This window comes from Parvibaculum sp. (assembly GCF_030651915.1).
In the GTDB taxonomy this organism is placed as follows: Bacteria; Pseudomonadota; Alphaproteobacteria; order Parvibaculales; family Parvibaculaceae; genus Parvibaculum.
In genome coordinates, this window is sequence record NZ_JAUSBV010000001.1 from 65,590 (window position 1) to 83,532 (window position 17,943).

The 17,943-nt window shown below is 61.2% G+C and carries 14 protein-coding genes; 12 read left to right on the forward strand and 2 right to left on the reverse strand.

Going from position 1 to position 17,943, the window contains the following annotated elements:
- Nucleotides 1–494 precede the first annotated feature (494 nt).
- On the reverse strand, nucleotides 495–1,475 hold the full coding sequence (locus Q7V31_RS00340) for an SIS domain-containing protein (RefSeq protein ID WP_304731722.1): 981 nt from the start codon (nucleotides 1,473–1,475) through the stop codon (nucleotides 495–497).
- A gap of 227 nt (nucleotides 1,476–1,702) precedes the next feature.
- On the opposite strand from Q7V31_RS00340, the gene Q7V31_RS00345 reads away from it, so the two are divergent.
- The 6 genes from Q7V31_RS00345 (at nucleotide 1,703) to Q7V31_RS00370 (ending at nucleotide 8,716) form a co-directional block, all read left to right on the forward strand.
- Nucleotides 1,703–2,452: a metallophosphoesterase gene (locus Q7V31_RS00345; protein WP_304731723.1), complete on the forward strand. Its 750-nt coding sequence runs from the start codon at nucleotides 1,703–1,705 to the stop codon at nucleotides 2,450–2,452.
- 108 nt (nucleotides 2,453–2,560) lie between these two features.
- On the forward strand, nucleotides 2,561–3,181 hold the full coding sequence (locus tag Q7V31_RS00350; RefSeq protein ID WP_304731724.1) for a polysaccharide biosynthesis/export family protein: 621 nt from the start codon (nucleotides 2,561–2,563) through the stop codon (nucleotides 3,179–3,181).
- A gap of 388 nt (nucleotides 3,182–3,569) precedes the next feature.
- Entirely contained in the window at nucleotides 3,570–4,106 is a 537-nt protein-coding gene (locus Q7V31_RS00355) for a hypothetical protein (protein ID WP_304731725.1), read from the forward strand.
- Nucleotides 4,107–4,217: 111 nt separating this feature from the next.
- On the forward strand, nucleotides 4,218–5,459 hold the full coding sequence (locus Q7V31_RS00360; protein WP_304731726.1) for an outer membrane beta-barrel protein: 1,242 nt from the start codon (nucleotides 4,218–4,220) through the stop codon (nucleotides 5,457–5,459).
- A gap of 277 nt (nucleotides 5,460–5,736) precedes the next feature.
- A complete protein-coding gene (locus Q7V31_RS00365; RefSeq protein WP_304731727.1) occupies nucleotides 5,737–8,007 on the forward strand; it encodes a polysaccharide biosynthesis tyrosine autokinase in 2,271 nt (756 codons plus the stop codon).
- A gap of 46 nt (nucleotides 8,008–8,053) precedes the next feature.
- Nucleotides 8,054–8,716: a hypothetical protein gene (locus Q7V31_RS00370; RefSeq protein ID WP_304731728.1), complete on the forward strand. Its 663-nt coding sequence runs from the start codon at nucleotides 8,054–8,056 to the stop codon at nucleotides 8,714–8,716.
- Here Q7V31_RS00370 and Q7V31_RS00375 read toward each other — a convergent pair.
- Entirely contained in the window at nucleotides 8,684–10,309 is a 1,626-nt protein-coding gene (locus Q7V31_RS00375; RefSeq protein ID WP_304731729.1) for an O-antigen ligase, read from the reverse strand. The genes Q7V31_RS00370 and Q7V31_RS00375 overlap by 33 nt on opposite strands.
- Before the next feature lie 105 nt (nucleotides 10,310–10,414).
- Between Q7V31_RS00375 and Q7V31_RS00380 the strand changes: the two genes are divergently transcribed.
- The 6 genes from Q7V31_RS00380 (at nucleotide 10,415) to Q7V31_RS00405 (ending at nucleotide 17,918) form a co-directional block, all read left to right on the forward strand.
- A complete protein-coding gene (locus Q7V31_RS00380; protein WP_304731730.1) occupies nucleotides 10,415–11,014 on the forward strand; it encodes a transcription termination/antitermination protein NusG in 600 nt (199 codons plus the stop codon).
- 138 nt (nucleotides 11,015–11,152) lie between these two features.
- A complete protein-coding gene (locus tag Q7V31_RS00385; RefSeq protein ID WP_304731731.1) occupies nucleotides 11,153–12,166 on the forward strand; it encodes an NAD-dependent epimerase/dehydratase family protein in 1,014 nt (337 codons plus the stop codon).
- Nucleotides 12,167–12,172: 6 nt separating this feature from the next.
- Complete coding sequence (tviB, locus tag Q7V31_RS00390; protein WP_304731732.1) at nucleotides 12,173–13,471, forward strand: Vi polysaccharide biosynthesis UDP-N-acetylglucosamine C-6 dehydrogenase TviB; 1,299 nt, start codon at nucleotides 12,173–12,175, stop codon at nucleotides 13,469–13,471.
- A 171-nt stretch (nucleotides 13,472–13,642) separates the two neighbouring features.
- Nucleotides 13,643–15,466, forward strand: a complete 1,824-nt coding sequence (locus Q7V31_RS00395) for an ABC transporter ATP-binding protein (protein ID WP_304731733.1) — start codon at nucleotides 13,643–13,645, stop codon at nucleotides 15,464–15,466.
- An 81-nt stretch (nucleotides 15,467–15,547) separates the two neighbouring features.
- Nucleotides 15,548–16,420, forward strand: coding sequence for an FkbM family methyltransferase (locus tag Q7V31_RS00400; RefSeq protein WP_304731734.1), 873 nt, complete (start codon nucleotides 15,548–15,550; stop codon nucleotides 16,418–16,420).
- A gap of 355 nt (nucleotides 16,421–16,775) precedes the next feature.
- Entirely contained in the window at nucleotides 16,776–17,918 is a 1,143-nt protein-coding gene (locus Q7V31_RS00405; protein ID WP_304731735.1) for a glycosyltransferase family 4 protein, read from the forward strand.
- Nucleotides 17,919–17,943 lie beyond the last annotated feature (25 nt).

Here is a 17,943-nt window from a genome sequence, read left to right on the forward strand (position 1 = left end):
TATGGACTTGTACGATTCGGGGTCAGGCTCGGAAAATACGTAGGGCCGAAGACCGGCGGCGCGTGCCGGCCGCCGTCCGGGGTGGGGGCGATGCCGGATGCGGTCCGGGCGCGCGGTCCGGGGCCGGGGATAAGTTTTTTGCCGCCGGCATTCTCATCGGGATCGGAGGGGTATGCCGCAGCTTGCAGCGTGACGCTGGATAAGTCGAACTTGTCCCCGCCTCATTCTTGCCCGAGTGGCTTTGCCACTGTGGCAAACCGGGTTCGCGTTCCGGCAAGAGGGTCTGTCGGCGAGACGCGCCGGATGCCCGCATCTGGTTTTGTGACAGTTTTTTGACAGTTTTGTGACAGAGGGGGGGGTCCGGGAATCGGCGTCGCTGTCACAATTGCCGGTTCCAGCCTCTATCGCTCTGAAATTGCAGGAAGATTCCGGAATCCCGGTGATTTGTGACAGAAGGATGACAGTGCTGTGACAGTCGCTGTCGTCTCTGCTGCCTAGACGACGCCTGCCTTCAGGAAGTCGTGGATATGGACGATGCCGACGGGCATGCCATCCTCGACCGCGAACAGGCTGGTAATCTTCTTTTGATTCAACAGGTTGACCGCTTCGGAGGCGAGCATGTCCGGGCTCACCGTCACCGGGGTGCGGTTCATGATCTCGCCGGCGGTCTTCGACAACAGGCCCTCGGCCGAGTGACGGCGGATGTCGCCATCGGTGATCATGCCCGCCAGGCGCCCGCTTTCGTCGGTCAAGCCTATGCAGCCCTTGGACTTTTTCGACATCACCACCAGCGCTTCGCTCATCGGCGTCTCGGGGCGGGCGAGCGGTATCGCCTCGCCTGTCTCCATGATCTCGCGCACATGGCTGAGCATGGCGCCGAGCTTGCCGCCGGGGTGGAAGACCTTGAAATCCTTGGCAGAAAAACCCTTGCGCTCGATCAGCGCCATGGCGATCGCATCGCCCAAAGCCAGCTGCATGGTGGTCGAGGTGGTCGGCGCCAGCTTGTTGGGGCAGGCCTCCTCGACCTTCGGCAGCAAGAGCGCGATGTCGGCGGCGCTGCCGAGCACGCTGCCCTGTTCCTGGGTGATCGCGACCAGCGGAATCGCGAAGCGTTTCGAATGCGAAATGATGCTGTAAAGCTCTGAAACTTCACCCGATTTCGAGATCGCGAGGATCGCGTCGCCATTGACGATCATACCGAGATCGCCATGGCTCGCCTCGCCCGGATGGACGAACTGGGCCGGGGTGCCGGTCGAGGCCAGCGTCGCGGCGATCTTGCGGGCGATGTGGCCGGACTTGCCCATGCCGGTGACGATGACGCGGCCGGTGGCGCTGCCGAGCATCTCGACGGCCGCGGTGAAGGGCCCGTCGAGCGACGCCATCAGCGCCTTAAGTCCTTCTATTTCAAGGGAAAGCGTGCGCTGCGCCGAGGCGAGGTGGTCGGGCCGGGCGGCGGATTTGGGGTCTTGCGGCAAGGCGGCGTCTCCTGATTTGTGGCTTTCTATATATCATGGGGCCGCGCGCGCCTATCGGGCGTTATGCGGGATCAGGCGGGATTGGCCGGGATCTGGCGGGATTGCGGCGCGCTATCTCCTTGTTTCTGCAAGGAAAGCGGATAGTGTCGGGCCGGATTTCAATGAGGTGCTGGGTGCCGGGCGGGTTCTTCGATCGATTGCGGGCGAGGTTCGGGGCTGCGCCGGCCATGGTGCCGCGCGCGCCCGACGGCATGCGGCTCTATGCGGTCGGCGATATTCACGGCCGCGACGACCTGCTGGCCGAGCTGCTCGCGGCCGTCGCCGCCGATGGCGCCAGCGCGCCCGATCTGCGCAAGGTGTTGATTTTTCTCGGAGATTACGTCGATCGCGGGCTGCAGTCCAAGGCCGTCATCGAGCGGCTGACCGGCGATCCGCTGCCCGGTTTCGAGCGCGTCTTCCTCAAGGGCAATCACGAGCTGGCGCTGAAGCAGTTCCTCGACGACGCCGCTTTCGGCCGCACCTGGAAATATTATGGCGGCCTCGAGACGCTGCATTCCTATGGCATTACCGAGCTGACGCTGTCGGACGACCCGGCCGAGTTCGAGCGCGCGCGGGTGCATTTCGAGGAAGTGCTGCCCGACAAGCATCGGGAATTCCTCGATAATCTGCTGCTCAGCGCCGAATTCGGCGACTATTTCTTCGTCCATGCCGGGGTCCGGCCGGGCATCGCGCTGCATCGCCAGATCGAAGAAGATCTCTTGTGGATCCGCGAGGATTTCCTCGATTCCTCAAGCACTTACGACAAGGTCGTCGTGCATGGCCACACGCCGCGCGAAGCGGTCGAGTTCCGCTCGAACCGCATCGGCCTCGATACCGGCGCCTACATGACCGGCGTCCTGACCGCACTGGTGCTGGAAGGCGAGGAGCGGCGGCTGATTCAGACGGGCCGGGAACACCCGGCCGCCGCGGCGGATTAACCAGCGCGGCAGAAAAGCGCGGCTTTCCGGCTCGATCACGCTGCGTCGAAGGCCAAAATCGTGGTAGAAGCAGCGGCATACCGGTGGGGCCAGCGAGGAGACAATTCGATGAGTGGATCGACGATGGCGCGACGCTGGTTTCTGGCGCTGGCAGGCTTGGCAGGCGCGCTGACGCTGGCGGCCTGTTCCGACGGCCCGCGGCCCAACATGCCGGGCCCCGTCACCCATACAACCACAACATCCGGTGAGGTGGCGCTGCCCGCCGATGCCACGCTCGACTACCGCCTGGGTTCGGGCGACAAGCTGCGGCTGATCGTTTTCGGCGAATCCGAGCTTTCCGGCGATTTCGACGTTTCCGGCGGCGGCCGCGTGTCGCTGCCGCTGATCGGCCAGATCGACGCCGAGGGCCTGACCTTGAGCCAGTTCGAGGCCGCGGTCATCGCCAAGCTGCAGGACGGCTATCTCAACAATCCGCGCGTCAGCGCCGAAGTGCTGAATTACCGCCCCTTCTATATCTATGGCGAGGTCGGCAGTCCGGGCCAGTATCCCTACACCAGCGGCATGACCCTGTTGAACGCCGTGGCGGTCGCGGGTGGCTATACCTACAGAGCCAATCAGGAGCGCGCCTTCATCACCCGCGGCGAGGGCGCCGAAGTCGCCTATCCGGCAAGCCAGGCCGTCAAGGTGCTGCCCGGCGATGTGGTGCGCATCCCCGAGCGTTTCTTCTGATCGGTGCTTTTTGACGTGCGCGCGGGCAGGCTGGCTGCTGTCGTCGCAAGGTCATGTTGTGGAGCCATGATCGCGGTCTGTCAGAGTCAAAGCTGAATCAAGGCAGAATCCAGTTTTCAGAAGTGATGTATTTGAATCACTGCGACAGAAAAGCCCGCATTAACCAACAATTAAACATGTTCAACTTCACGCCTTTGCTTGTAGATTGTGTGGGAGTTTATCGTCACGCGATGCTCGGAGGCAGCTTGCATGCTGCCCGTTGCGGTGCCAAGGGTGGCGTCGCCCGTCGATCGCGACAAGACCGGTGTCCGGGACCGACATCGGCATATTCGGGCTCCGACCGCTTTACGGCGACGGGGACCGATCCAGAGAGACAGGGAGTATCACGATGAAGAAGCTATTTTCAGCCGCGGTCATCGCCGGCGCGATGGCCTTGACGCCCGCGATTTTCGCGGCGACGCCGGCGGTTGCACAGGGCGTCAACATCGATCTGCTTGCGGGTATGGAAGCCGAGGTCGAGGCCTTGGTGGTTCAGTACGCCGACGATGTTGTGGCGTTCGAAGCCGCGATCGAAGCCTATATCGTGGGCTCGGCCGATCCGGTTACCGCTGGCCAGGCCGTCATCAATGTTCTGACCAATCCGAAGGACGATGCGGTCCGGCTGTTGCTGGCCGAAAATCCGGCTCTGAAGGAGGCGGGCGGGCGCGGGCTTGGGGCGGCGATTGCCGTTCTGGGGCTGACGAATCCCGAAGCTGCGGCAATATTGCAGGCACTGGTTGAGGCGTCTGGCGATCCGGTGCTGCAGGCCGCCGTTCTTGAGGGCACCGAGACAAAGACGGCATCGCTCCTCGCGCAGGCGGCACCCGTCGTTTTCCGTGCTGGCAGTGGCGATTCGACGCCGGAGTCACCCGCGAGCCCGAACTAGGTTTCGTACGGCATTTTTCGTACGGTATTTGTATTTATTGTGTATCCAGCGTCGGATTGCGGCAGCTTTGGTTCCGGCCAAAAAGTTTCAGATTAAATCGGAGAGATCCCTATGTCCGCTTCGTTGTTGTCGAAGACGTTGATTGCCGCAGTGGCCGCGTCCGCCTTGTATGCGCTTCCGACGTCCGTTGCAGAGGCGCAGGGATATGGCGAGGGCGGCATCCGGGCCGGCGCCTTCATGGTCTATCCCGAAGCCTCCGTGACGGCAGTTTATAATGACAATGTCTTTGCCGCTGATGTCGGAGCGCCGCCACCCGCTTCGATAGAGAGCGATTTCATCACCACGCTGGCGGCCAGTGTTTCGGCCGAGTCGGGCTGGAGCCGGCACGCGCTGAATCTCAATGCCGGACTGTCGCAGAAATTCTATCAGGACAATACCGGCGACGACCGGTTTGGCTGGAATATCGGCGGCGATGGGCGTGTCGATATCACGCGCGACACAAGTGTCAGCGCCGGACTTTCCTACACGCAAACCCATGAGGATCGTGATTTCCCGGACGCGGTCGCCAATGCTGCCGAGCCAACCGAGTTTTCGGTGCTTCAAGCCGAGATCAGTCTCGATCATCGTTTCAACCGTGTGACGACGCGGGTCGGCGCGGGCTATGCCGATTACGACTATGACAATGTCCCGCTCATCGGTGGTGGTGTGTTCGTCCAGGATGATCGCGACTACGAACGATTTAATCAGTTTGTGCAGTTGGGCTATGACGTCTCGCCCGATACAAATGTCTATATCCGGGGCACCTTGAATCAGCGCAAATACGATCAGCAGCCACCTGTGGTGGCGACGGATCGCGACTCGGACGGCTATTCGGTCGTCGGCGGCGCGGAGTTCCGGGTGACGAATCTTGTGCGTGGCGGGGTCTATGCCGGCTATCAGGAACAGAGCTACGACGATCCGACATTGCCTGAGATTTCCGGCCTTTCCTATGGAGCGAATCTCGATTGGTCTGTCACGCCGTTGACGACGATTCGCCTTGAGGCGGCCGCTACGATCGAGGAAACGACAACGGTCGGTGCGTCCGGTTACATGGCGCAGTCTGTCGGTATCGGGGTCGATCACGAGTTGACGCGCGACGTGACTGTCGGCGCGCGGGCATCCTATGGCAACAACGACTATGAAGGTGTGGGGCGGTCGGACGACATCATCCGGGCCGGAGTCGGTGTCGACTATCTGATCAATCGCAATTTCTCGGTCGGTCTCGCCTATGACTATACGGAACGCAGTTCCAATGTGCCCGGGCTCGATTTCGATCGGAACGAGGTGGGACTGACGCTGAAGGCCAAGCTCTGATTTGAGGCCTTGGGCTGCGGTTTCGACTCTTGAGGCCTGAAATCTGGACAGGGGTTCATGGATAGCGATTGGGCAGGGGCGTTGCAGCGTCCCTGCCCTTTACGATTTGCTGAGGGCATGCCCGCAAGGCGGAACGGCTTATTTTGTTCTGTTGCCTGCGCTTTGTGTCAGCTTTTTCGATAGGATGAGGTCGCCTGCCGTGTTGAATAAGGCTGGCGGCGGGAGGCATAAGGACGCCGGCCGGCTGTTCGCCGAAGTCGAGTTTGGGAAATGACAGATGAATGCACCGGTCAAGGGTACGACCTCGAAAGCGGAGACCGGCGTTCCCTATGACGGCCGGGAGGGTGGCGATGAAGGGCTCCTCGATCTCGATCTCAAGGCGCTTTACCGAACGCTGAGAAAGCGCCTCGGTGTGATTGTCGGCATTACCATCGGCGTGACGGCGCTTGCGATGGTCTGGGTCTTCCAGCAAACGCCAATCTATGTTGCAGAGGTCCAGATACTGCTCGATCGCCAGAAAATGCAGATCGTCGACATGCAAGCTGTGATGTCGGGTCTTTCACCCGACTCAGCGAGCGTCGATAGCGAAGTGCAAATATTGCGCTCGCGAACGCTGGCCGCCCGCGTGGTCGAAAATCTGAAGCTTACCGAGGATCCAGAATTCAATGGTGCGTTGCGCGAACCGTCCATGCTGCGCTGGCTCGACCCGCGGGTTTGGATCGGTTCGGTTCTGTCGCTTCTCGAGCCTGAACCGCTGCAGCAAAATGTGGAAGAGCTAGCGCTGGCGGAGCTCAACCGGGCCATCAACGGTCTTCTCGGGAGGCTCACGGTCACCCGTCAGCGTGGCAGCTATGTCATCGCGGTCGGGTTCCTTTCCGAGAATCCGGCCAAGGCTGCCCGGATCGCCAATGCGATTGCCGAGACCTATATTCTCGACCAACTGGATGCCAAATTTGATGGGACCCGTCAGGCTAACGAATGGCTGTCGCGCCGTCTGACCGAACTTCGTCAGCAGGTCCGGGATTCCGAACGAGCCGTCGAGATTTATCGCGCTGAACAGGGGCTCGAGACGCCATCCGGGGTGACCCTGAACGAGCAGGAGCTTTCAGAACTGAACGCCCAGCTCATTCTCGCGCGGGCAAGCCTTGCCGAGGTTCAGGCCAGATACAGTCGGGCCCGGCAGATCAGGGCCACCGGCGGCAGCATCGAGAGCGTTACCGACGTGATCCAGTCGGGGACAATTACCGCTTTGCGTCAGAAGCAGGCCGAGCTTGCGCGCGAACTTGCCAATCTATCGTCGAAATATGGTCCCCGGCATCCGGAGATCGTCAATGCGGAGGCGCAGCGGCGCGATATTCAGCGTCAGATCGGCGCCGAAATTGAGCGCATTATGGGTAGTCTTCAAAACAATGTTGCCGTGGCCGAAAGCCGCGTTTCCGCGCTCGAGGAAAACCTGCGCGAGGTGCGGGGCGAGACTGGCGCAGGCGGCCAGGCTCTGATCCAACTGCGCGAGTTGGAGCGGGAGGCGTCGGCAAACCGTGCTGTGTATGAGAGTTTCCTCAACCGCTTCAAGGAAACAAGCCAGCAGGAAGATTTCCAGACGCCGGACAGCAGGGTGATCTCGGCGGCGACGCCCCCTGGAAGTCCTTCATATCCGAGAAAGGGGCTGGTGCTGGTTCTGGCGCTTGGACTTTCAGGCATGCTGGGTGTTGGCGTGGCATTTTTGCTCGAGCATCTCGACAACGGCCTGCAGACGGGCCGTGATGTCGAACAGGCGCTGGGCCTGCCGCATCTCGTGTCGCTGCCGGCGACGCCGGCCGAAAAGGGGGCGGATGGCAAAGTGATGAGCCCGCCGGATTATCTGCTTGTGAAGCCGCTCTCGGCCTTTTCGGAATCGCTCCGCAGCCTCCGCAGCGCATTGCAGCTTTCCAATGTCGACAATCCGCCCAAGATCATTCTCTTCACTTCCGCCCTTCCCAATGAAGGCAAGACGACGAGTTCGGTGAGTTTCGCGCGGGCCGCCGCCGCTTCAGGCCTCAAGGTGGCGTTGATCGATTGCGATCTGCGGCATCCTAACGTCCACAAGGCCTTCGGCCTGAAACGGCCGGAAGCGGGGCTGGTCGAGTTCCTGGCCGAACGGCTCGATCTGGCGCAGGTGATGGTCAAGGATCCGAAATCCGATCTCGACATCCTGCCGATCGCGACCGGCACTGCCAATCCGCCCGATGTGCTGGGCTCGACGCAGATGAAGCTGCTGCTCGAGCGGCTGCGTGTGGACTATGATCTGGTGGTGCTCGACAGCGCGCCGGTGCTGCCGGTGTCGGACAGCCGGGTGCTGTCGCGCATTGCCGACGAGACCGTGTTTGTGGTGCGCTGGAACGAGACGCCGCGCGATGCGGCCCAGGCCGCGATCCGCGAGCTCCGGCTTTACGATGCCAATATTGCCGGCGCGGTTCTCGCCGTCGTCGACACCGCCGCACAGGCCAAATATGGCTATGGCGACGGCGGCTACTATTACGGGAAATACAGCCGGTACTATGTCAACTGAGGCAGGCCATGCCCGGCCTTGGGGGATGGTCCTCGCCGCAGGCTGCTTGGGCGCATTGTTGGCGGTGATTGCCGTGCCGCGCATTGCCGGCCATGCGGCGCTTCTCCCCTACGGTTCCGTTCGCGCGGCGCTCGATGAGGGCGTGGCCGTCGAGGCGGCGCGGCTCGATGCGGCTCGCGAAGCGCTGGAGCGCGCTGGCGAATGGTTGCCGGGCGACGCGGCGATTGCGCGCGACCGGGCAAGGGTTGCGCGGCGGGTGGCGGTGCTCGCGGGGGATGGGCGCGCGGCCGACGGCCTGCGCCTTTCGGCTGTCGCCGATCTCCGTATCGCGGCGGCTTCGGCACCGGCCGACGCGTTCAACTGGGCGTTGCTGGCGGATGCCGAAATTATAGCCGGAACGCCAATTGAAGCAGTGTTGCCGGCCCTGCGCCTCGCCCGATTGACCGGGCCGCGCAAGGCATCTGCCCTGTTGCTGCAACACGGGATCGTTATGCGTCACTGGCCGGCGATGCCCGACGAAATGCGCATTCATGTCATGCGCGATGCGGCCGTCTTCTGGCACCGGCCTGTCTCTCACCCCTTCGTTCTCGAAAGCTACTATGACGCTGGATATGCCGCGCGGGCTGCTTTCCGCGCGGAACTGGCGGCATATCCGCGCTCGCTCGAACATCTCGACCTAGTTCTTCTGAGGAATATGCGACGCCGCTGAAGCCGGACCACGGGCGGGCGCTGTGTTGTCATGTCCGTGCCGAGGGGCAGACTGTGCGACGGCCAGACCCAGGATGAAGGCGTAGAGAACGGCGACCGCCGGTATCTGTAGGCTGAAGTCGACCAGCGCGTGTATGCCCACCAGCAGCGTCGCCGCAACCCCGAGCGCCGGAAAGGCGCGGTGGCGCCGCCGCTCCGCAACGCCCCTGAAAGCAATCATGGCCAGCCAAAGAACAGCAAGGCACAGCGCGCCGGCGGCCGGCAGTCCAAGCTCGAGCGCGTTCTCCAGATAGGTGTTGTGGGCCTTCTCCCAGACCATGAAGATATCCGGGTCGTTCGTGCGCCAGGCTTCGATCGCATCCGGATAGGTGCCGTAGCCGGTCCCGGTCCATGGTGCAGATCGGATCGCCTCGATCGTAGTGGTGAAAATGGTTTGACGCAGTTCGTCTTCAACGAACCCGCGCTGGCCTATCCGTTCGATGAGACCACGCCCCGAGGCCATCATGACAATGCCCGTCACAATGAGGATCAGCATGATGATGGCCGCACGACCGCGGGCCGGCCCGCCTGCGGATTTCAGCTGCAGCATAACCAACGCGGCGAGCCCTGCCAGCGATGCCAGGATTCCGCCTCGGGAAACCGTCAACAGCAACGCAACGGCAGTGAGCCCGAATGCGGCGGTGATCCAGCCCGAATGGAGCACCATTGTCTCGATCGCCAAGGACAATTTTTGCCGGACTGGACGTTTGATCGAGAATATGTGGCGAATGCGTTCGATATAGATCGCGGCCGTGCAGAGGAGCGCGAGCCCCGCGAAGGTTGCGAATGAATTGCGGTTGACGAAGCTCGAAGACAGATCGCTTGGCCGCGTTTGCACGAGCCGATCGTCGATCCAGCCCATACCGCCGAAATGCGCAAAGAGGCCATATAGCGCATAGGCACCGCCTATCGCGACGACGGCGTTGCGCGCTTGCCGGGCGCGGCCGGGATCGACGGCAAGCTGAAGCGTCAGCCAGAAGATTGCGCCGTAAGTCAGCAGGCCGCCAAGCGCCGCAAGGGTGGCATCCGGGTTGACGGTGATCCGCGGCGCAAGCTCGCGCCCCAGGGCGGCCGAAGCTTCCTCCCAGATCGGGTGGGCCCATGACGGGAAGGGGGAGGGGAGCCACTGGACCAGGACCCAGAGGACAACCAACAGATAAAGAGTGACGGGGACATGCAGGCGCAGCATCAGACCGGATGTTACTTCCAGCCGGCCGCGCACAGCCGCCCGCGCCGCCCAGAGAGCCAACAGCAAGCCCGAGGCGAGTGCTATCAAGGCCGCAGGAAGTGGCCGGTTGCTGCCCAGCGGTAGCGGCGCCAATGCGACAAGCGCGATCAAGGCCCGGAAAAGCCAGGCATCAAGAGAGACGTCGAAACGGTTCATGGGCGTCGCGCTCATTGCTCGGGGCATGAATGCCGGGCGCGGGGGCCGGCCGGCAGATGGCGACAGTATAGGGATTGCCACTGCTCGTGCGAAGATTGGCACAACCGAGATTTCTTTAACATCCGGATGAAAGTTCGAAATCCTGCGTGGCTTGTTTTCCGGTCGAGCCATTAAGCAAGACTTGCGGTTTTATGTCTCATGCCGTGTGCGGGGTGTCTCTATTCTTGCCGCCACAAGATAAGCCGAGTAGCTTTAAAGACGAGGAAATTTGCGGTTTTGGGGGCTGAATTGGGCGTGGCGCTGAAGTCTTTCGCAGGAGCGCCGGATGGTGCGGTGGTCCGCGGCAAGGCACCCGGAAATGCGGCTGCGCATATGCAGGGGTGTCGCTGGTATGTGGCTGCCGTGCAGCCGGGCCGGGAAGACGCCGTCGAAGTGCATCTCGCACGCCAGGGGTTCGTCTCCTTCGCGCCCCGGCGCCTGAAGACCGTCAAGCATGCGCGGCGGCTGACCGAGCGCAAGGTGCCGCTCTTTCCCGGCTATGTGTTCGTTTCGCTCGATCTCGATCTGCAGCGCTGGCGGTCGGTCAACGGGACTTTCGGCGTGCGGTCGCTCGTGACGGCGGGTGACCGACCGAGCCCCGTGCCGCGCGGGTTGGTCGAGTCATTCATCGACTTGACAGATATGTCGGGCACCATGAACGCGGGCCCGGATTTGACACCGGGGCAGCGCGTGCAGGTGTTGACCGGACCATTCGCGGATTTCATCGGGACGATCGAAAGGCTCGACAGCAACGGGCGTGTGCGTGTGCTGCTCGGCATGCTCAACGGGGAAAGCCCCGTGACGATGGATCGAAACCTGCTCTGGCCCGCCGCCTGACGGCAAGCCGCCGCGCCGACGCGTCGCCGGCGCATTCCGGATTTTGTACTCAAGGGCTTTCACCCTCGAGTGCGGTAGCATTGGCCGAACGCGAATTGCGGTGCCCATGCAGCCATGCAGAGAAAGACGACCGCATAGATGACACGCGTTTTTGTTACCGGATCGGCCGGCTTCATCGGCTTCCATCTTTGCCGCCTTCTGCTCGACGACGGGTTCATTGTGCACGGGTATGACGGGCTGACCGACTATTACGATGTGCGCCTGAAGGAACGGCGGCACCAGATGCTGCATCAGCATGCGCGGTTTTCGGCAACCATCGGCATGCTGGAAGATGAGCCCCGCCTTCACGAGACGGTCGATGCGTTCAAGCCCGACGTCATCGTGCATCTCGCCGCTCAGGCCGGTGTGCGCTACAGCCTCGAGAATCCGCGTGCCTATATCGACGCCAATATTGTCGGCACCTTCAATGTGATGGAATGCGCCCGCCAGCACCGGGTCTCCCATCTGCTGATGGCTTCGACATCCTCCGTCTACGGCGCGAATGAGGACATGCCTTTCATCGAGACCGAAAAGGCCGACACGCCGTTGACGATCTATGCGGCGACCAAGAAGGCCACCGAGGCGATGGGTCACTCTTACGCGCATCTGCACGATCTGCCGACCACAATGTTCCGATTCTTCACTGTCTATGGCCCCTGGGGGCGGCCCGACATGGCGCTGTTCAAGTTCACCGATGCAATTCTCGATGGGCGGCCGATCGATATCTACAATCATGGCGAGATGTGGCGCGACTTCACCTATGTCGAGGATCTGGTGCGCGGTATTCGACTGCTGATCGATGTTGTGCCCGTGCGGCCGGCGGCGCGCGGCGACATCATGGATGGCGACAGCCTCAGCCCGGTGGCTCCCTATCGTATTGTCAATATCGGCAATTCCGACAAGGTGCGGCTGCTGGATTTCATCGAGGCGATCGAGGCGGAACTCGGGATCAAGGCCCTGCGGAACTACATGGACATGCAGACAGGCGATGTGCCGGCGACCTGGGCGGACGCGACGCTTCTGCAACGTCTCACCGGCTACAAGCCGCAGACCGATTTCCGCGATGGAATCGCTCAGTTCGTCGCCTGGTTCCGCGACTATTACCGCAAGTGAGACGGAATGCCGGATAGAGTGAAAAAATTGCCGTCCCTCGATCAATTGAAGATCGCCGTGATCGGGCTTGGCTATGTGGGTTTGCCGCTGGCGGTCGAGTTCGGCAAGAAGTACCCCGTCGTCGGGTTCGATATCGACGAAGGACGCATCGCCGATCTGCACGACGGACGCGATGTTACGCGCGAGGTCGATGCGGCTGAACTCGCAGAGGCCGAACATCTGGTGCTCACGGCCGATCGCGCCGATGTCGCCGGTTGCAACATTTTTATCGTGACGGTACCGACGCCGATCGACGCGCACAAGCGGCCTGACCTGACGCCGCTGATCGGCGCTTCGGAGACTGTCGGCTCCGTTCTCAAACGCGGCGATATCGTGATCTACGAATCCACCGTCTATCCGGGTGCGACGGAAGAAGATTGTGTGCCGGTGCTGGAGCGTGTTTCGGGACTCAAGTTCAACGTGGATTTCTTTGCCGGTTATTCGCCCGAGCGGATCAATCCCGGCGACAAGACGCATCGGCTGCCGAACATCCGCAAGGTGACGTCGGGCTCGACGCCGGGAGCGGCCGAACTCATCGATGCGCTCTATGCCTCGATCATCACGGCCGGCACCTACAAGGCGGAGTCGATCCGTGTGGCCGAAGCCGCCAAGGTAATCGAGAACACGCAGCGCGATCTCAACATCGCGCTGGTCAACGAACTTGCGATCATCTTCAACAAGATGGGCATCGACACCGAAGCGGTGTTGAAGGCGGCCGGCACCAAATGGAATTTCCTGCCCTTCCGGCCCGGGCTTGTGGGCGGACACTGCATCGGCGTCGATCCCTACTACCTGACGCACAAGGCGGAGGCCATGGGTTATCACCCGCAGGTGATCCTGGCCGGACGCCGGATCAATGACGGCATGGGCGCCTATGTTGCGAGCCAGATGGTGAAGGCGATGCTGAAGCGGCGTATTCAGGTGGACGGCGCGCGGGTCTTGGTCCTGGGTCTGACCTTCAAAGAGAATTGCCCGGACCTGCGCAATACCCGGGTGGTCGATGTGATTTCGGAACTGCGTGATTACGGCGTTGCGGTCGATGTGCATGACCCCTGGGCCGATCCGGCCGAAGCGCGCCACGAATATGCGCTCGATCTTGTCGCGCACCCCGCGCCGGAGCATTATGACGGTATCGTCCTGGCCGTTGCGCATACCCAATATCGCGAGATGGGTGCTGCGACGATCCGGGCGCTGGGGCGCGCCGGACATGTGCTTTACGATCTCAAGCATGTGTTTGCCGCTGATGAGAGCGATCTTAGACTGTGAGTGGGTGGCGATCTTTTGAACCTGCGGGGCTTGGACAGGGCACCAGCGCGACGGCTGCGTCGCGTCAGGCTGTTTTGACGCAATCGCTTCACTACTTGAGGCCGAGAGTTTGCATTGTCGGACAATTAGGAAAAATCCGCGGCAAGAACGCGCCATGAAGAGCCGGTTTGCATGATCGATCTTTCGACATGGAAAAAGGTCTGGGCGCTGCTGGATGCGCGAGAGCGGCGCAATGCCTGGATCGTGCTGGGCATCATGCTGGTTGCGGCGATTTCGTCGGCAGTCATGGTGGGCTCGATCATGCCGTTCCTGGTGGTGCTGGCAGATCCCGCGCGCATCGAAGCGACACCTGCCCTGGCCTGGGCCTATGCCTATTTCGGCTTCACCTCGGTTCATCACTTTCTGGTTGGCCTGGGGGCGGCCTCTTTCGGGGTGATCGTGCTGGCAAGCCTGGTCCAGATCGCCAAGACCTGGACCGTGGCGCGCTATACAAATATGCGGTCGCATGCCATCAGCCACCGATTGCTGGCCAGCTATCTGGCGCAACCCTATCCGTTCTTTCTGAACCGACATTCGGGCGATATGGGGTCGCGTGTGCTGGTCGAAGCCGCGCAGGTTGTGACCCGCTTCCTGCGCCCGGTCGCTGATCTTGTGGCGACCAGCCTGACGACCGTGGCGATTGTCGCGCTGCTGCTTTGGGTGGACCCGGTTGTTGCCGTGGTGGCCTTTGCCGTTCTGGGCGGGTTCTATGCGCTGGTCTATCTTGCCTCGCGGCGCGTGCTCAATCGCCTGGGTCATGTCCGGGTTAACGCCAATCGGCAGCGCTATCGCTTCGCCAATGAGGCCCTGACCGGCATCAAGGACATCAAGCTGGTTGGCCGGGAAAAGGCCTATCTGGGCCGATTTGCCGTTCCATCGACGGAAATGGCGCATAACGAGATCAAGATCGAGGTGCTGTCTCAGGTGCCGCAATTCGTGCTTCAGGCCGTGGGTCTGGGCGGGGTCATTCTGCTTTGCACCATCCTGATCGATCCGACACGAATTGAATCGGGGGGTGCCCTTGGGGGATTGCTGCCGATTCTGGGTGTCTTTGCCTTTGCCGGACAGCGCTTGCTGCCGGAATTGTCAAAGCTTTACAGCGCGCTTACCCAGATGCAGGCCGGCGCCGCAGCGGTCAATGTCGTTTACGAGGATCTTGTCCTGAAGGGGCGTCCGGATCAGCTTCCCGGAGAACCGTCTGCGGGGCTGGGGCTGTCGAAAACACTCTCGCTGGAAGGGATCTTCTACAGCTATCCGAATGCCGCCCATGTGGGGCTGCGCAATATCTCGCTGTCGATCCGGGCGGGCGAGAAGATCGGGATCGTGGGCAGCACCGGGGCGGGCAAGACGACGTTGGCCGATCTCATTCTGGGTCTGCTGGAACCGGATCAGGGCCGGATGGTGGTCGATCAGACCGTGATCGACGCAAGCAATCAGCGCGCCTGGATGCAAAGTGTCGGATATGTGCCGCAGGACATCTTTCTGACCGACGCGCCCGTGGCCGAGAATATTGCCCTTGGCATCGCCCCCGAGGCCATCGACATGGACCGCCTGCGCCGCGCTGCCCGGATTGCCCGGATCGATACCTTTATCACGCAGGACCTGCCCGACGGCTATCGGACCCATGTCGGCGAGCGCGGCGTGCGCCTGTCGGGCGGCCAAAGGCAGCGCATTGGCATTGCGCGCGCGCTTTATCATGATGCCGACCTGATCGTCTTTGACGAAGCCACCAGCGCGCTGGACAACCTGACTGAACAGGACGTCATGGACGCCATCGATGCGCTGCCCGGCGACAAGACCGTGCTGATGATCGCCCACCGGCTCAGTACCGTGAAACACTGTGACCGGATCATCGTGCTCGATCGCGGCGAAGTGGTCGGCTACGACAGTTGGGATGCGCTGATGGCAGGGAATCCGGCCTTCCAGCGCATCGCCAGATTGGGGCAAGCGGCATAAGACCCGTTCCCTGGCCACGCCTGCGCGCTTTTCCGTGTGACAGTGCCGACATGATCTGCATCTGATGATGCGGCAAAAGAAATGAATGAATTCATGTTCTATTCCAGCCTTGAATACACAGATATCTCACAGGTCAGGAACGCTATTCAGCGTGCTTATGAACCCGTGCAGATATACTTTTTCACCCAATTGGCGGATTGGATGGGATGTCGAAGCTTCTGGGATATTGGCGCGAATATCGGCAGCTACTCCATGACGATGGCGCAGTTGGAAAGCGTCGAGCGTGTTCATTCATTCGAGCCGATGCCGACCCTTTACAAGGAGCTGGTGGCAAACGCCTTGAAGAACGATCCTCCAAGAAAGATCACGCCTCACCAGATCGCCGTATCGGAAAAAAGCGGCTCGGTCGAATTCGCGATCCTTGGAAACTATTCAGGTGCGAATGGAATCGTCGATACCCTGTTACACGACCGGACCAGCATCATTGAGAAAATCACTGTGGATGCCAGGAGCCTGGACAATGTAGTGCTGGACGGGAATCCCCCGCCCGACGGTCCCTGTTTCCTGAAAATCGATGTGGAAGGACATGAATTGTCTGTACTGATCGGGGCTTCCGAATTCCTGAAGAATGACTGCGTGCTGCAGATCGAAGTCTATGAACAGGAGACCGCAAGAAGCCCGGTTGATGCTTTTCTGGTTGAACGCGGTTATCGCCGGTTCTGGCAGATCGGAGCAGACCGCTACTACGCCAGGGCGGATCGATGCCCTTCGAATGACCAGCTGCTGGAGATCGTGTCGCGCGCTCATCTGGCCATGATCGCCGATTTCAGGAAGATCGGCATTCCCGGTCTCAACGAAGGCAGCACTGCGATCACCCGCCGCGTCGGCCCGATTCAGGTAAGCCTTTTCGATCCGGTTGCAGGATGGTTGCGGCGGCTCGTGCGGCGCGGGTGATGGCGATGGTCCGCTCAGCGCCTTGACTCCTGACCAAGCCGGTTTGTCACAAGCCGAAACAGGAAAGACGAGAACCAACGTGAGTTCAGTGGCGCGCGACTCTTTCTGCTTTCTGTTGGATGCCGCGAATCCCGGTGAAGCCTTGTTCGCTGATTTCCATACATTCAAAAAGTCGGCTTCATAGGCCCGCACAAGATATCTTAAGGGCTGGTCGCAGATGTCCTTGCATGAAGAGCAAAGCCATGCTTTGCCCACAGATCCGAGAAGAAAGTGTCTTGAATCCACATTCTTCGTCTGCGTCAGTGGTGCATGATCAGAAAGTCATCTTGACAAGCCAGTTGAGGAAAAGATTGCCGTGACAATCCTGCACATTGCCAACTGGTATCCGAACCCCTGGGACAGTATCGAGGGCAATTTCGTGCGTGACCAGATTCGGGTCTTTGCGCAGGATTTGCCCGCCGAGACGATTGTCGTGCAGGTTCGTCCCACATACGGGGGCTGGCCACGGCTGGCGCGCCGCGCGCTGGAGGATGGCGCGCGCGGCTATTTCCTGCTGGCTCCGGTCCGGCCCGGAAAGATGATGGAATGGCTGTCCACATTGCTGCTTGTGGCCGTGCTGCTGCGCGAAAAGGCCTGGCGCTTTGAGGCGCTGCATTTCCATATCGCCTATCCGCTGCTGCTGCAGTCGCGGCTCTGGCGCTGGATGTTCCGCAAGCCCATCATGCTCAGCGAGCACTGGTCAGCCTATCATTACAATTTCCACCTGCCGGATACATCTCGCGCGTTGCGCACATTGCGCAAGCCGTTTCGCCACGGTTATCCTGTCTTTGCCGTGTCCCAATCGCTGTTGGACGATATCCGCCGCTTCGCGCAGACCGATGGTTTCAGGAGCTTCGTCATTCCCAATGTCGTGCCCTTGCATGGACCTGCCGCCAGCCGCCGGGACGTGCCTGTCCTTTTCGCGGTCAACCGTTGGGTTCTCATCAAGAACCCGCTGCCCATGCTGGAGGGGCTGAACCAGGCGGCTTTGGCAGGGCATGACTTCAAGCTGGTGATCGGCGGCTACGGCGAGATGATTGGCGCAATGACTGCCCTTGTGGACAACTCTGCCTTGCGCGGGCGCACGACATTCGTTGGCAAAATGACCAAGCCGCAGATCGCCGCGCAACTAGCGCAAAGCGACGGCTATCTGTTTTCGTCCGATTACGAGACCTTCTCAATCGCCTGCGCCGAAGCGCTTGGTGCAGGCGTGCCTCTGATCGGCCCATATATCTCCAGCATTGCCGAATATGCCGGACCCGAAGACTGGATCGAGGTGCCCGCGCGCAGTGCAGACGGGTGGAGCGCTGCGATCCTGGGCTTTGTTGAAAAATGGAACGCCACCGGATGGAACCGCGCGGCGATTGCCCAGCGCGCCGCGCGGCGGTTTTCCGAAACGGTCCTGCGGGCACGGTATCGCGCGGCAATGCAGACCCTCGGGTTGGAATCTGCATCTTGAGTATAGTGCCCACTGCGCCGCGTGG